The organism is Deltaproteobacteria bacterium, assembly GCA_021159305.1.
Lineage (GTDB): Bacteria > Campylobacterota_A > Desulfurellia > JAGGSF01 > JAGGSF01 > JAGGSF01.
The window spans coordinates 1-14,243 of sequence record JAGGSB010000039.1 but is presented as its reverse complement, the minus strand read 5'-3'; the positions used below and the strand labels follow the sequence as shown (position 1 = coordinate 14,243).

Here is a 14,243-nt window from a genome sequence, read left to right as displayed (position 1 = left end):
TATTATACATTAAATTGTGGGTTGGGAAGTGTCTCACTTATATTGGCACAGAGGGGAAGCTTTGTCTTGACAACTCTCGCAGAGAGTTGCAAGCAAACAACTTTGTTGTTTGTCTTGACATTTTGCATATTCAGTGCTAACAAATACTTGCTTGTGTGGGCGCATAGCTCAGGGGGAGAGCACTTGCTTGACGTGCAAGGGGTCGGAGGTTCAAAACCTCCTGCGCCCACCATTTTTGTGTTATAGGAACAAATGGAAAAAGTAAACTTAAAAAAGAATACAAACATATTGCAGTATATAAGAGAAAATAGAAAGAACAATGTTGTTGTTGCGAGGATTGATAACAAGCTTGTTGATTTGAACACGATATTGGATATTGAAAAAGAAGTTGAACTGATATCCGCAGATGACGATGAAGGTCTTCAAGTCCTGCGGCATAGTGCAGCTCATGTAATGGCTCAAGCCATAAAACACATATATAAAAATGCGAAATTTGCCATTGGTCCTGCAACGGATAGTGGTTTCTTCTACGATATAGATATTGGAAAAACGCTCACGGTTTCTGATCTCTCTCCCATAGAAGACGAAATGAAAAAAATTGTCAAAGCAAATTATAGTTTTCAAAGAAAGGAATTATCCAAAGAAGAAGCACTAAGTTACTTCAGTAATGATGAATACAAGGTAGATATACTTGGAAGAATAGAAGATAATAGAGTAAGTCTATACACCCAGGGGGATTTTACAGACCTATGTAGAGGTCCGCATGTTCCTTCTACCTCTTTTATAAAGTATTTCAAACTCTTAACTGTATCAGGTGCATATTTTAAGGGCATAGAAACAGGGCCAATGTTGCAGAGAATACACGGAGCGTGTTTCACCACAAAGAAAGATCTAAATAATTACCTTCATTTTTTAGAAGAAGTAAAGAAAAGGGACCATCGGAAATTAGGAAAAGAGTTGGATCTGTTTCACATCACAGATGAAATAGGTGCAGGTTTTGTCATCTGGCATCCCAAAGGGGCAATGCTCAGGCATTTAATAGAAGAATACGAAATGAAAGAACACCTGAAAAAAGGGTATGAACTTGTAAAAGGGCCTGAACTTCTGAGATCAGAGTTATGGAAGAAAAGCGGACATTATGATAATTATAGAGATTTAATGTATTTCACAAAAGTAGAAGCCCAGGAATTTGGCATAAAACCCATGAATTGTTTGGGACATATTGCTGTTTATGCATTTAAAAAGAGGAGTTACAGAGAACTGCCCAAGAGATATTTTGAATTGGGCATAGTGCATAGACATGAAAAAAGCGGTGTTTTGCACGGTTTGTTGCGATTGAGGGAGTTTACACAAGATGATGCCCACATCTTTTGCAAGACCGATCAATTAAACGAGGAGATCATAAAGGTACTGGACTTCGTAAAGGATACAATGGATATCTTCGGATTTGATTTCACATTAGAACTCTCTACTCAACCGGAAAAACACATAGGGAGTGAAGAAAACTGGCGAAAGGCGACACAAGCCCTACAGCAAGCATTAGAAAAAACAGGTAAAAAATACCAGATAAACGAAGGTGAAGGGGCATTTTATGGGCCAAAAATAGATGTTAAATTAAAAGATGCCTTGCATAGAGAGTGGCAATGTGCTACGATTCAGTGTGATTTTGCTTTGCCTGAGCGTTTCAATTTGATATATATAGACAAAGATGGAAAAGAAAAAAGGCCTGTGATGGTTCACCGTGTAATCTTGGGTTCTATTGAGCGGTTCGTTGCTATCTTAATAGAACATTTCGCCGGAGATTTTCCTTTATGGCTTGCACCGGTACAGGCACGCATTCTGCCTATATCCGAAAAGTTCTTTTCTTACGGAATGGAGATATATAATCAGTTCAATGAGAAAGGTTTAAGAATAGAAATAGATACAAGAGGAGAAACCTTATCTAAAAAGATAAGAGAAGCAGAAAAAGAACATATTCCATTCATGTGCATTGTAGGGGAAAGAGAGAAAGAGAGAAAAAATATTACTGTAAGACAAAGAAAGGGAGGAAATATGGGTAGTTTTAGCGTAGACACTTTTTCAAATATGATAAATGAAATGTGTAAAAACAAAATAAATCAAACTATATGAATATCTCTAAAAGAAGAAGGGAAATGCCTCATATTAACGAAAACATCAAAGCTAAAGAAGTGAGATTAGTTGATGAAAAAGGGGAACAAATAGGCATCACTCCCATAAGCGAGGCATTGAACAGAGCAAAAGAAACAGGATTAGACTTAGTTGCCATTTCTCTAAAATCAGAGCCCATTGTCTGTAAGATAATGGATTACGGAAAATATAAGTATGAACAGCAGAAAAAAGAACAAAAAGCAAAAAAGAAACGCAAGGTGATGAGAGTAAAAGAGGTAAAAATTAGGCCTCGTATCGCTGATGCAGATTACAATGTAAAGGTATCGTGTGCATATAATTTCTTAGAAGAAAACTGTAAAGTGAAATTCAATGTATTCTTTAGGGGAAGAGAATTCGTAAAACATGAGCTCGTTAATAACCTTATTGAGCGATTGAAAAGCGATCTTGAAGATGTAGGAACAATGGAAGGAACTCCTCAAATGTTAGGTCGCAGAATGGTAATTATTTTTTTGCCAAAATAGGAGGACAAATGCAAAAGTTACAAAAGTTAAAGACGAAGAGAGGGGCAGCAAAAAGATTCTCTAAAACATCAAGCGGAAAATTCAAAAGAGCCAAAGCGTCCAGAGGTCATCTCTTGGAGTGTAAAAATAGAAAGAGGAAAAGAAATTTAGGAAAAGCTGCATATATCGTTAAGGGTAAAGAAAAAAAGAATTTAAAAAGGCTTTTGCCTTACGCATAGGAGAGAAAAATGAGGGTTAGAACAGGTCCCTATAGGAGAAGAAAACACAAAAAGATACTGAAAATGGCAAAAGGTTACTATCAGAGGAGACATAGTACCTATAAAAATGCTGAAGAAGCTGTGCGCAGAGCGTTATCTAATGCTTACAAAGATAGAAAGATAAGAAAAAGGGAATTTAGAAAACTATGGATTACTCGTATCAATGCTGCAGTAAGAGCCTTGGGTCTCAACTATAGTAGTTTTGTGCACGGTTTAAAGAAAAACGAAATAGATATAAATAGAAAAATGCTCTCAGAACTCGCGATAAGAGAACCAGAAACATTTAAAAAAATAGTAGAGGCAGTAAAGTAAAGTTGAAAAAAATATTAGAGAAGTTAAATCAGGAAATAAAAGAGATTCGTGACTTAGAAAACCTGAAGCGAATAAAAGCTGCATACTTAGGTAAAAGGGGCTATATAACGAAACTTTTAAAGAATATTTCCACCCTTCCTGCAGAGGAAAAGAAAAACTACGGAGAGATGATAAATAGACTGAAGAAAGAAGCAGAAAAGATATTTTCACAGAAAAATGAAGGTATAAGAAAAGAAATAGAAAATCTATCCTTGGAGAGGGAAAAATTGGATGTTTCTCTCCCCGGTAGAAGATATGCAAAAGGCAGTCTGCATCCTTTGAATATCGTTCTAAGAGAAATAGAAGGTATATTCGAAGGACTGAATTTCTCTATCGAGGAAGGACCGGAGATAGAATATGAATTATACAATTTTGATATGCTCAACATGCCCAAAGAGCATCCGGCAAGAGACATGCATGATACATTCTACATAGATGAGGACATACTTCTGCGTACCCATACCTCTCCTGTACAAATACGCGTCTTAAGGGAGAAAGTGCCCCCCTTAATGTTTATATCGCCGGGAAAGGTCTACAGAAGAGATGCCGATGTCTCTCACTCGCCCATGTTTCATCAAGTAGAAGGAATGATAGTGGACAGGAAGGTGAGTTTTTCTCATCTAAAAGGTATTATGACAGTTTTTTTAAAGGAATTTTTTGGAGAAGAGACAAAACTCCGTTTTCGCCCCAGTTATTTTCCGTTTACCGAGCCTTCGGCAGAAGTAGACATAGAATGTATTATATGTAAGGGAGACGGCTGCAGACTCTGTTCATACACAGGTTTTCTGGAAATATTAGGCTGCGGTGTGGTTCATCCCAATGTATTTAAAGCGGCAGGATACGACCCGAAAATTTGGAAAGGCTTAGCTTTTGGTATGGGTGTAGAGAGAATGGCAATGCTCAAATACGGCATAGATGATATCAGGCTACTCTTTGAAAACGATTATAGATTCTTGAAAAATTTTGCTTAGTTATGATTATTTCATTAAACTGGCTCAGTGAATTCGTAGAAATTCCCTGCAATGCCAGGGAATTCGCGTACAAACTCACAATGGGTGGATTAGAAGCAGAGAGTATAATCTGCTTGAATGAAATGCTGGGATCGGCTCGAGCAGGAGAAATAAAAGATATAAAAAAAGGAAACATTAACTGGGTAACAGTAGATATAAAAGATAAAGATATAGAAATTGCAACCAATCTTTCACTGAACATAGGAGACAAGATACCGGTGGTAGAGGCAGGAGGCAAGGTAGGAAAAAAGAAAGTACAAAAAATGACATTTGGCAGTCAAGTGTCTTATGGTGTTATATGTTCAACTCAAGACCTCGGAATGGAAAATGAAGAATTGATAAAGCTGGAAAAAGAAGTAGAAAACGGCACATACCTGAAAGATATAAAAGAATTTAATGACTGTCTAATAACTTTTGATATTACCCCCAATCGCGGTGATTGCTTTTCCATGTTGGGTATTGCCAGAGATGCTTCTGCTATCTTTAATAAACCATTAAAAAAATTAGAATATAATTTAGAAGAAGAAAAATTTGAACAAAAGATAAAAGTAACGGTAGAAAATACCAAAGATTGTCCCCGTTATTCTGCTCGACTACTAAAAAATGTAAACATAAAAGAATCTCCATTTCTCATTCGTTTCAGACTCCTTAAATGCGGGATAAGGCCTATCAACAACATTGTGGATATTACAAATTATGTTATGCTCGCTTTAGGACAGCCTTTGCATGCATTTGATGTAGAAAAATTGAAAGGCAGTGAAATTATCGTGAGAAATGCTAAGGATGGAGAAAATATCATCACACTAGATGAAAAAGAAAGAACGCTCTCTGAAAATATGCTCGTTATCGCAGACAAGGTAAAACCCATAGCTATCGCAGGGATTATGGGAGGAGAAGAAACAGGCGTTACTGAAAAAACAAGAGATGTCTTAATAGAAAGTGCCCACTTCAACCCCGTATCGGTAAGGATGACAGCTCGAAAACTTATGATGCACACTGATGCCTCACACCGCTTTGAAAGAGGAGTAGATCCCAAAGAAACAATGGAGGCAGTAAACTACGCCGCTTATCTCATACAAAAATATGCTCAGGGACATATTGTTCACGAACTCGTAGATGTAAAAACCGCAAGCTTTCCAGAAAAAGAAATAATATGCTCATATAACGATATAAGAGAAATTATCGGATATGATATAGAAGATGAAAAGATAAGAAATATTATTAAAAATCTACATATGGGCTTGGAAGACAGAATAGAACAATTTCTCGTCCATGTTCCCACATTTCGCTTTGACCTGTTTCAGTGCGAGGACATCGCCGAAGAAGTAGCTCGAATTTACGGATATAACAATATTCCTTCCATTCTTCCCTCCACTCCCCTAATCCCTCAAAAGAAAAATAAATTAGCTACTATATCCGAAAAAATAAAAGATACATTTTTAAATAACGGATTATCGGAGGTAATAAATTACTCCTTTGTAAATATAGAAGAATTAGAAAAATATAACCTGATAAAAAATGAAAATGAAGTAGTAAAAATAAACAATCCGCTTTCCCTGGAACAAAATGTGATGCGCCCTACCCTCCTATTGGGATTGCTAAATAATGTAATTTTGAATGTATCCCGATCTGTTTTGAGAGTTCCCTTGTTTGAGATAGGAAAGATTTTTATAGAAGGTGAAAAAGGGAAACTACCTTATGAACCACTCACTCTGGGTATAGCTCTGTTTGGTAGAAGGTATGAACCCTGCTGGCATGAAAAAGAGGTGAATTTTGATTTTTACGATATAAAGGGTTTTTTTGAGAATGTATTTTATCTAATAGGTGCAGATGTAGAATACAGGCAAACTCAAAATCCATTTTTCCATCCCCAGAAAGCAGCTGATGTAATATTTAGGGAAAAAATAATAGGTCATTTCGGTGAGATTCACCCTGAAATACTTCACAAAACAAGATTGAAGACAAAAAACACCATCATTTTAGGGGAAATAAACCTTGCAGAAATAGTAGAAAAAAGCAAAAAACTCATCTTCTTTCGCCATTTACCCAGGTATCCGCTGATTATTAGAGACATTTCATTATTCATGGATAAAAATATACTGGTAGGTGAAATTCTAAAAACAATAGAAGATATAGATAAACACATCGATAAAATATATATCTTTGACCTATTCACCAAAGGGAAAGAAAAGAGTGTGGGATTTCGCATCATCCTGAGAAATGATGAAAAGACATTTACCGATAATGAGGTTCAGTATATTATAAACAAGGTTGTGCAAAGAATAGAGGAAAAATTCGCGGCTCGCCTGAGGAGGTAAGATGAACTATAAAGATACACTGCTCCTTCCCAAAACAAAATTCTCAATGAAGGCAAATCTCAATGAGAAAGAACCTAAAATATTAGAAAAATGGGAAAAGATAAGGCTCTACGAAAAGATATTGGAAGAATGTAAAAAAAGAAAAAGTACATTTATTCTTCACGATGGTCCTCCTTATGCTAATGGTCATATTCATATTGGACATGCATTGAACAAAATATTAAAAGACATTGTGATAAAAGCAAAATTTATGAATGGCTACAACACTCCTTTCGTTCCTGGCTGGGATTGCCATGGTCTTCCTATTGAACATCAGGTAGAAAAAGAAATAGGAAAAGCAGATAAAAAAAGAATGAGAAAGGCATGTAGAGAGTTTGCCGCAAAATTTGTAGACATTCAAAGAGAGGAATTCAAAAGGTTGGGTATATTTGGCCTGTGGGACAAACCTTACCTTACTATGGATTATAAATACGAAGCAAACATACTGAGGGAATTGGCTAAATTTGTAGGGAAAGGCACGATCTACAAGAAGAAAAAACCTGTTTTCTGGTGTCCATCCTGTAAAACAGCATTAGCAATAGCAGAAGTAGAATATGAAGAAGACAGGTCATCATCTGTTTATGTACGCTTTCCTTTTCTCACCAACATGTCACAAAATGACAAAAGATTCCTGGGGAAAAAAGTCAGTGTAATTATCTGGACTACCACCCCCTGGACCTTACCTGCAAATTTAGCGGTATGTGTTCATCCTGATATAGATTATAGCTTTGTAGATATTGGAAAAAGAAATGTTTACTTTTTAGCCACGGGTTTAGTTGAAAAACTGATGGAGAAATTCTCCATCAAAAATTACAATATCATCTCCACCATCAAGGGAAAGGAAATAGAAGGAATGGAACTGGCACATCCTTTTTATGGTCGTATTAGTCGGGTGCTTAATGGAAACTTTGTCAATTTAGATGAAGGAACAGGTTGTGTTCACATTGCTACAGGCCACGGAGAAGAAGATTATAGTATAGGATTAAAATATCATCTTCCTGTTTATTCTCCTGTAGATGAAGAGGGAAGATTTACCTCTAATATAGAGTATTTTAGCAATATGTTCGTTTTTGATGCTAATGAAGCTATTATAAAAAAATTAAAAGAGATGAACACCTTAGTTTTAGAAGAAGAAATCACCCATTCCTATCCTCATTGCTGGAGATGTAAGAAGCCTGTCATTTTTAGAGCTACAGAACAATGGTTTATACCTATAGAACCCTTGAAAGAAAAAGCCTTACAAGAAATAGACAGAGTTCAGTGGATACCGGAATGGGGGAAAAATAGAATGCAGGCTATGATGGAGACAAGACCCGATTGGTGCATATCCAGGCAGAGAGCGTGGGGCGTCCCCATCACTTTAATCAAATGTAAAAAATGCGGCACCATCCAATTTAGTAGAGAGTTTGTAGAAAAAGTAGCAGAAAATGTGGAAAAAGAGGGAACAGATATATGGTTCGAAAAAAAGGTAGAAGATTTTCTACCATCGAATTTTACATGTGAAAGATGCGGGGGAAAAGAATTCGAGAAAGAAGCAGATATTTTGGATGTGTGGTTTGATTCTGGCGTGAGTCATGCCGCTGTGCTTGAAGAAAGGAAAGAATTAAAATGGCCAGCAGATATGTATTTAGAGGGTTCAGATCAACATCGCGGATGGTTTCAGTCCTCGCTCCTGGAGTCTGTTGCCACCAGAGGCAGAGCTCCTTACAACACAGTTCTCACCCATGGTTTTGTAGTAGATGCAGAAGGGAAAAAGATGTCCAAATCGTTGGGAAATGTAATTTCTCCTCAGGAAATAATAGACAAATCCGGTGCAGAGATAATACGGTTGTGGGTTTGCGCTTCAGACTATCGAAATGACATTAAACTCTCCCCTGAAATATTAAAGAGGTTAATTGACAACTACCGTAAGATGAGAAATACACTGAGATTTCTTCTTGGTAATCTGTCCGATTTTGACGAAAGGGATAAATTAAAGCATGAAGACTTAGAAAACATAGACAAATGGATATTAACAGAATTGGAAAGCTTAAAGAGAAAAATCCTAAACAGTTATGAAACATACGAGTATCATAAAATATATCAGTTGATTACATCCTTTTGTGCAAATGAGTTAAGTTCGTTTTACCTTGATATACTAAAAGACAGGTTGTATTGTGAAAGCATGAATAGCAACAAAAGAAGAAGTGCGCAAACGGCAATGTTTGAAATACTACGCACATTTTTATTTTTAATCGCACCCATTCTCTCATTTACCGCCGAAGAGGCTTATTCCTTTGCAAACTTAAAAGAAAAGAAACAAAGTGTGCATCTGGAAAGGTTTCCCAAATTAAACGATGATTGGTTAAATACCCGGATTACAGAAGAATGGACAGCTTTGAGAGAACTCAAAACTAAAACAGACAAAGCTATAGAGGTGATTCGCTCACAAAAGAAGATTGGCAATTCTCTCGAAGTTGACATCTACATTGAAGATGATGGGAAATTCAGAGGAATATTGGAAAAACACAGAGATGAATTGGCAGATATTGCCATTGCTTCTCATCTATTTTTAAATGAAAAACCTGCCTCTTCTTTGTATTGTTTGGAAGAAGGAGGACTAAAAATATATGTAGCTCATGCTCGAGGAAAAAAATGTGAGCGTTGTTGGAAATATGATACAGATGTAGATGCAAATAAATTGTGTAAAAGATGCAGAAATGTTTTAGGAGATGGGATATGAGAAAACTTTCGGCAGAAGAAGGTATTTTCCTTGTAAAATTAGCAAGAGAATCCATAGAATATTATCTAAAAGAACACAAATATCTTACTCAACCTCAAAACTATCCATCCATTTTTAATGAACAGAGAGGAATATTCGTAACATTGGAAAGTTATCCTTCCCACAACCTAAGAGGATGTATAGGCTATCCATTAGGAGAAGGGCCTTTGATCAGCTCAATAATTGATGCTGCTATATCCAGCGCATTCAATGATCCGCGATTTGACCACTTAAAAGAAAGAGAACTCAATCTCACAACAATAGAGATTAGCGTTCTCTCTGAACCAGAAATGCTCAACCCACACCAGAAATACTCTTTGCAATTTGAGATTGGTGAACATGGATTGTTTATACGCTGCGGCAAATGGAGTGGCATCTTACTTCCACAGGTGCCGGTAGAACAGAAATGGGATGAGGAGACATTTTTAAAACATATATGTCTGAAGGCAGGACTTGCGCCCGATTGCTATAAGAACAGATATTGCCAGCTTTTTAAATTTTTTGGACAAATATTTAGAGAAATCTCGCCCGGCGGGGAAATAGAAGAAAGAGATATTAAAAAAGAGGTGAAAACATGAAAAAAATATTGGAAAAATATAACAACAAACTAAGTGAGCTTACATCTACATTAAAAACAGATTATTCTATACAAATAATTCCAGAAAAAGATGTTTTGGAAGATTTAAAGAAAAAATTGGAAGACTGGGGGAAGAGTAATCTCCAATCTATGCTCACCGATTTAACAAATTTTGTGGAGAAAAATTGTAAAGAGTATATAACTAAAAACAAACAAGAATGGGAAAACATTAAACGCCGAGCAAAAATTGCTTCTGAATATGGACTATATTTAGCACCAATAGACTTGATAAATGTAGAAAGAAGTGGAATAAAAGCAACTGCGGTGGGAAGTACTGTAGTTCTATCCAATATTTTTTTGTCTCGTCTTATTAGAAAGAAGCTCCTTGATTTCTCTTCTTCTCTTATTGTTGGTGGCATCATAGGATTTGTCAGCTATCTCTTATTTAAAGAAAAAGAAGAGATGGGAACGGGAACATTAATTGAAGGATATATAAACGATAGCAAGGAGTGGATAAGTACAGCATTGGAAAATGTATTCAGTGTGTTTGAAGAGATAGAAGAAAGATCTAAATCGTTGTAGTTTACTCTTACTAAATCAAACATTACATCTCTTTGTTGTAAAGAAAGCCTTATAAGGTTTGAGATTTCCCTTCTTGTGGTTTTTTTTGCAAGTTTGCGAAAAAACCAGTTCTCCAAGAGAGGTCTATTTACATTATTGTAATCCTCAGTTTTCTTAGATAATAACCATAATCTATATTACTAAACTTGACTTTTTGCATCATTGCATTATAATATTATTGATGCATAATTATAAGAGAGGTGTAGAATGCGAGGGTTTACAGTAAGAGTTGAAGAGGAAAAAGCCAAAATTCTAAAGGCAATAAGTTCTTTGGAGGGGAAATCCGTAGCACAAGTTTTAACAGAGTTGATAGACCAATACATAAGATTGCGATCCGACTTTTTAAAATCATTCTTGAATGATGTAAAAAATGTTGGTTTGCCTGATGTAAAAAGTATGAAATGTAAGTAAGAGGAGAATATCAAATGAACTTAAGAAAGTTTACAAGCACTCTTTCTAACGTTACCACGGATGTTGGTAAAATAATGATGAGTTACAAAACTACGAGGTCTTTTTTACTCAAACAAGGAGAAACCTTAGCGTTTAAGAAACTGGTTATAGAAAATATAGAAAATAGACCACTAGAGATGCAGAAAGAAAAAGTCAGAGTGTTGAATAACCTGTTTGAAATGGTAGACAAAAGGATAAGAGAAGGACTTTTGTCACCAAATGTTGTAAATGTAATGATCCATGTATTTGCAAAATATCTGATGTTGCCTAACGAAGAAAAAGAAAGAAAATTTAAAGCATTTAAAGAAAAATACAGGAGAGACCCCCCTGCATTTTTGGTCATTGCGCCTACCAAGAGGTGTAATCTCCATTGTATCGGATGTTATGCTTCTTCTGACTCAAAATCGGCAGAAACTATTCCCTTTCATTTATTTGATCGTATAATAAAAGAGAAAACAGAGTTTTGGGGTTCCCATTTTACGGTAATCACAGGAGGAGAACCTTTCATCTACCAGAGCGAAGGGAAAAACATTCTTGATATGGTAGAAAAGTATCCTGAGAATTTCTTTATGTTCTATACAAACGGAACATTAATTACTAAAGAAATTGCAAGAAGAATGGCAGATTTGGGGAATGTTACACCTGCCGTTTCGGTAGAGGGCTTTGAAAAAGAAACAGATGCGCGAAGAGGAAAAGGTGTATTCAAAAAGATAATGCAGGCATTTGAATACTTGAGGGAGTATGGTGTGCCGTTTGGTATATCTGTAACACCCACGCGGCATAATGCGGAGCTTCTGGTAAGCGATGAATTTCTCGATTTCTATTTCGAAAAACAAAAGGCAACTTATGGATGGTTATTCCAATATATGCCGATAGGAGATAAATACACATTGGATTTAATGATTACACCGGAGCAAAGGTTAAAACTGTTCAAGAGGGAAAGAGAAATACTATGGGAAAAGAAATTGTTCTATCCCGATTTCTGGAACAGTGGTGTCTTAGCCACAGGATGTATTGCCTCAGGTAGAGAAGGAGGATATTTGTATATAGACTGGAACGGAATTGTAACACCATGTGCTTTTTATCCATATTCACCTGTAAATATATTGGAGTCATACAAAGATGGTAAAAACTTAAATGATGTATATAATCAACCATTCTTTGAAGCAGTGAGAAAATGGCAAGATAAGTATGGATATAAGAGACCGCCAGCTGAGGTAGGTAATTATATTATGGGATGTCCCATAAGAGACCATCATAAAACAGCCATAGAACTGGTAAAAAAATATAACGCCCAGCCCGAAGATGAATATGCAAAACAAGCGTTAGAGGATGAAGAATACAATAAAGGACTTATAGAATTTGATGAGAAACTAAAAAAGCTTCTGGACCCTTATTGGAAAAATATATATCTGAAAGGCACTTATATTGATAAACAAAAGAAGAAATATTTCACCGCCGCTGTTTAATGTCATCTAAAAGCTGTAATCTTCAACAAAAACCCACTGCTGTCATATTAGCCGGCGGTGGGTCAAGAAGAATAGGAAGAAATAAAGCGTTCTTAAAACTTGAGGGAAAACCTGTAATTCAACATCAGATAGAGACATTGAAGACTTTATGCAAAAGAGTAATAATTATAGCTAACAAAACAGAAGAATACAGAAAATTAAATGTTACTACCTTTAAAGATGAAATACCCTACCTTGGCCCATTGGGTGGTATCTATACAGGATTGAAAAATGCACTTACAGATTGGATATTCGTCTGCGGTTGCGATATGCCATTCATTGATACCAAACTCATTGAATATGAGTGGAAAAAAAGAGACAATGTAGATATAGTGGTTCCCTTTTACAAAGAAAGATTCCAGACATTGCATGCTTTATATAAAAAGAGTTGTTTAAAAACAATAGAAGAAGCGATAAGAAAAGGTGAAAGACGGATAAGAGATATTTTACCTCATCTTAAATTAAATATTATAAAAGAAGAAGAAATCGTATCTATTAAAGCTGAAAAATCCTTGGTGAACATCAATACAACCCAGGAGCTTAAAACATACAATATCGGGTTTTAAAGATCTTTTAGTGCCTGCTGCTTCTCATAGATGCTCAGCGCTTCTACTATTTCATCTAAATCACCATCCATTACAGATTCTAATTTGTATAATGTAAGATTTATCCTATGATCCGTAACCCTCCCTTGAGGAAAATTATAGGTCCTAATCTTTTCTGAGCGGTCGCCTGTTCCCACCTGTTTTTTACGCGATTCCTCCGTTTGTTCTTTCTGTTTTTGTTGGTAATGTTGTTGCAATTTAGCCCTTAGAATTTTTAATGCTTTTACTTTGTTCTTAAATTGAGACCTTTCGTCTTGTTGACTCACCACAGTGCCAGTGGGAATATGTGTTATACGCACTGCAGAATCCGTAACATTCACATGTTGACCACCATGACCCGAGGCTCTAAAGGTATCTATTCTCAAATCATCTGGATTTATATCCACTTCCACCTCATCGGCTTCAGGAAAAACAGCTACAGTTACCGCTGAGGTATGTATCCTTCCCTTCGATTCTGTAACAGGCACTCGCTGGACCCTATGAATGCCACTCTCATGCTTAAAAAATCTATATACTTCCTTACCTTTAATATTCAAAATAACCTCTTTAAGTCCTCCCATCTCAGTCAGATTTTTACTTATCACCTCAATCTGAAACCCTTTTCTTAAAGCATAACCCGTATACATTTTGAAGAGATCATGAGCGAAAAGTGCCGCCTCTCCTCCACCTGTCCCTGCCCTTATCTCCAATATCACATTTCTTTCATCCAGCGGATCATGTGGAATAAGCAAAACTTTCATCTTCTCTTCTAACCTTACCTTTTGTTTGTTCAGTGTTTCTATTTCTTGCTGTGCCAATTTCTTTAATTCAGGATCAGCCAACATCTCTTCACACTCTTCTGTCTCTTTTAAAATGCGGCAATAATCTTCATACACATCAACGATAGGTTTTATTGCCTTTCGTTCCGAAGAAAGTTTCTTATATTTTTCCATATCACTTATTATTTCTGGTTGAATAAGCAAATTTGTTATTTCGTCAAATCTCTTTTTAATTCTTTTCACTTTGGATAACATTTCTCCTCCAATTGGGGTCAGGTCTTCACAGACTGTTGATAAACTCATTTTTATTACACTAACCCATAATAATAATGGCAAA

The 14,243-nt window shown here is 36.1% G+C and carries 13 protein-coding genes and 1 tRNA gene; 13 read left to right on the top strand and 1 reads right to left on the bottom strand.

The window, feature by feature from the left end; translation table 11 throughout:
• Positions 1-157: 157 nt before the first annotated feature.
• The 13 genes from J7J10_02805 (at position 158) to J7J10_02745 (ending at position 13,109) form a co-directional block, all read left to right on the top strand.
• Positions 158-232 (top strand) — tRNA-Val (locus tag J7J10_02805).
• Positions 233-252: 20 nt separating this feature from the next.
• Complete coding sequence (gene thrS, locus J7J10_02800; protein ID MCD6129862.1) at positions 253-2,130, top strand: threonine--tRNA ligase; 1,878 nt, start codon at positions 253-255, stop codon at positions 2,128-2,130.
• Between the two features lie 23 nt (positions 2,131-2,153).
• On the top strand, positions 2,154-2,651 hold the full coding sequence (gene infC, locus J7J10_02795) for a translation initiation factor IF-3 (GenBank protein ID MCD6129861.1): 498 nt from the start codon (positions 2,154-2,156) through the stop codon (positions 2,649-2,651).
• Between the two features lie 8 nt (positions 2,652-2,659).
• Positions 2,660-2,869, top strand: a complete 210-nt coding sequence (gene rpmI, locus J7J10_02790) for a 50S ribosomal protein L35 (protein ID MCD6129860.1) — start codon at positions 2,660-2,662, stop codon at positions 2,867-2,869.
• 9 nt (positions 2,870-2,878) lie between these two features.
• Complete coding sequence (gene rplT / locus J7J10_02785; protein ID MCD6129859.1) at positions 2,879-3,220, top strand: 50S ribosomal protein L20; 342 nt, start codon at positions 2,879-2,881, stop codon at positions 3,218-3,220.
• Positions 3,221-3,222: 2 nt separating this feature from the next.
• Complete coding sequence (gene pheS / locus J7J10_02780; protein ID MCD6129858.1) at positions 3,223-4,230, top strand: phenylalanine--tRNA ligase subunit alpha; 1,008 nt, start codon at positions 3,223-3,225, stop codon at positions 4,228-4,230.
• A gap of 2 nt (positions 4,231-4,232) precedes the next feature.
• A complete protein-coding gene (locus J7J10_02775) occupies positions 4,233-6,587 on the top strand; it encodes a phenylalanine--tRNA ligase subunit beta (GenBank protein ID MCD6129857.1) in 2,355 nt (784 codons plus the stop codon).
• Between the two features lies 1 nt (position 6,588).
• Positions 6,589-9,348 (top strand): isoleucine--tRNA ligase, encoded by a 2,760-nt coding sequence (gene ileS / locus J7J10_02770; GenBank protein ID MCD6129856.1) that lies wholly within the window; start codon positions 6,589-6,591, stop codon positions 9,346-9,348.
• Entirely contained in the window at positions 9,345-9,965 is a 621-nt protein-coding gene (locus J7J10_02765; protein ID MCD6129855.1) for a TIGR00296 family protein, read from the top strand. The genes ileS and J7J10_02765 overlap by 4 nt, the downstream gene beginning before the upstream one ends.
• The gene (locus J7J10_02760) at positions 9,962-10,546 is read left to right on the top strand and encodes a hypothetical protein (GenBank protein ID MCD6129854.1); all 585 of its coding nucleotides are present in this window, start codon (positions 9,962-9,964) and stop codon (positions 10,544-10,546) included. The genes J7J10_02765 and J7J10_02760 overlap by 4 nt, the downstream gene beginning before the upstream one ends.
• Positions 10,547-10,792: 246 nt before the next feature.
• A complete protein-coding gene (locus J7J10_02755; protein MCD6129853.1) occupies positions 10,793-10,996 on the top strand; it encodes a hypothetical protein in 204 nt (67 codons plus the stop codon).
• A 14-nt stretch (positions 10,997-11,010) separates the two neighbouring features.
• Entirely contained in the window at positions 11,011-12,504 is a 1,494-nt protein-coding gene (locus J7J10_02750) for a radical SAM protein (GenBank protein ID MCD6129852.1), read from the top strand.
• A complete protein-coding gene (locus J7J10_02745; protein MCD6129851.1) occupies positions 12,504-13,109 on the top strand; it encodes a molybdenum cofactor guanylyltransferase in 606 nt (201 codons plus the stop codon). Before J7J10_02750 ends, J7J10_02745 begins: the two co-directional genes overlap by 1 nt.
• Here J7J10_02745 and prfA read toward each other — a convergent pair.
• Positions 13,106-14,161, bottom strand: coding sequence for a peptide chain release factor 1 (prfA, locus tag J7J10_02740; GenBank protein ID MCD6129850.1), 1,056 nt, complete (start codon positions 14,159-14,161; stop codon positions 13,106-13,108). The genes J7J10_02745 and prfA overlap by 4 nt on opposite strands.
• Between the last annotated feature and the right edge of the window lie 82 nt (positions 14,162-14,243).

Excerpts from the sequence above, each read along its gene's own strand:
- thrS (MCD6129862.1), top strand. The coding sequence starts at position 253 with ATGGAAAAAGTAAACTTAAAAAAGAATACAAACATATTGCAGTATATA.
- infC (MCD6129861.1), top strand. The coding sequence starts at position 2,154 with ATGCCTCATATTAACGAAAACATCAAAGCTAAAGAAGTGAGATTAGTT.
- rpmI (MCD6129860.1), top strand. The coding sequence starts at position 2,660 with ATGCAAAAGTTACAAAAGTTAAAGACGAAGAGAGGGGCAGCAAAAAGA.
- rplT (MCD6129859.1), top strand. The coding sequence starts at position 2,879 with ATGAGGGTTAGAACAGGTCCCTATAGGAGAAGAAAACACAAAAAGATA.
- J7J10_02775 (MCD6129857.1), top strand. The coding sequence starts at position 4,233 with ATGATTATTTCATTAAACTGGCTCAGTGAATTCGTAGAAATTCCCTGC.
- ileS (MCD6129856.1), top strand. The coding sequence starts at position 6,589 with ATGAACTATAAAGATACACTGCTCCTTCCCAAAACAAAATTCTCAATG.
- J7J10_02765 (MCD6129855.1), top strand. The coding sequence starts at position 9,345 with ATGAGAAAACTTTCGGCAGAAGAAGGTATTTTCCTTGTAAAATTAGCA.
- J7J10_02760 (MCD6129854.1), top strand. The coding sequence starts at position 9,962 with ATGAAAAAAATATTGGAAAAATATAACAACAAACTAAGTGAGCTTACA.
- J7J10_02755 (MCD6129853.1), top strand. The coding sequence starts at position 10,793 with ATGCGAGGGTTTACAGTAAGAGTTGAAGAGGAAAAAGCCAAAATTCTA.
- J7J10_02750 (MCD6129852.1), top strand. The coding sequence starts at position 11,011 with ATGAACTTAAGAAAGTTTACAAGCACTCTTTCTAACGTTACCACGGAT.
- J7J10_02745 (MCD6129851.1), top strand. The coding sequence starts at position 12,504 with ATGTCATCTAAAAGCTGTAATCTTCAACAAAAACCCACTGCTGTCATA.
- prfA (MCD6129850.1), bottom strand. The coding sequence starts at position 14,161 with ATGTTATCCAAAGTGAAAAGAATTAAAAAGAGATTTGACGAAATAACA.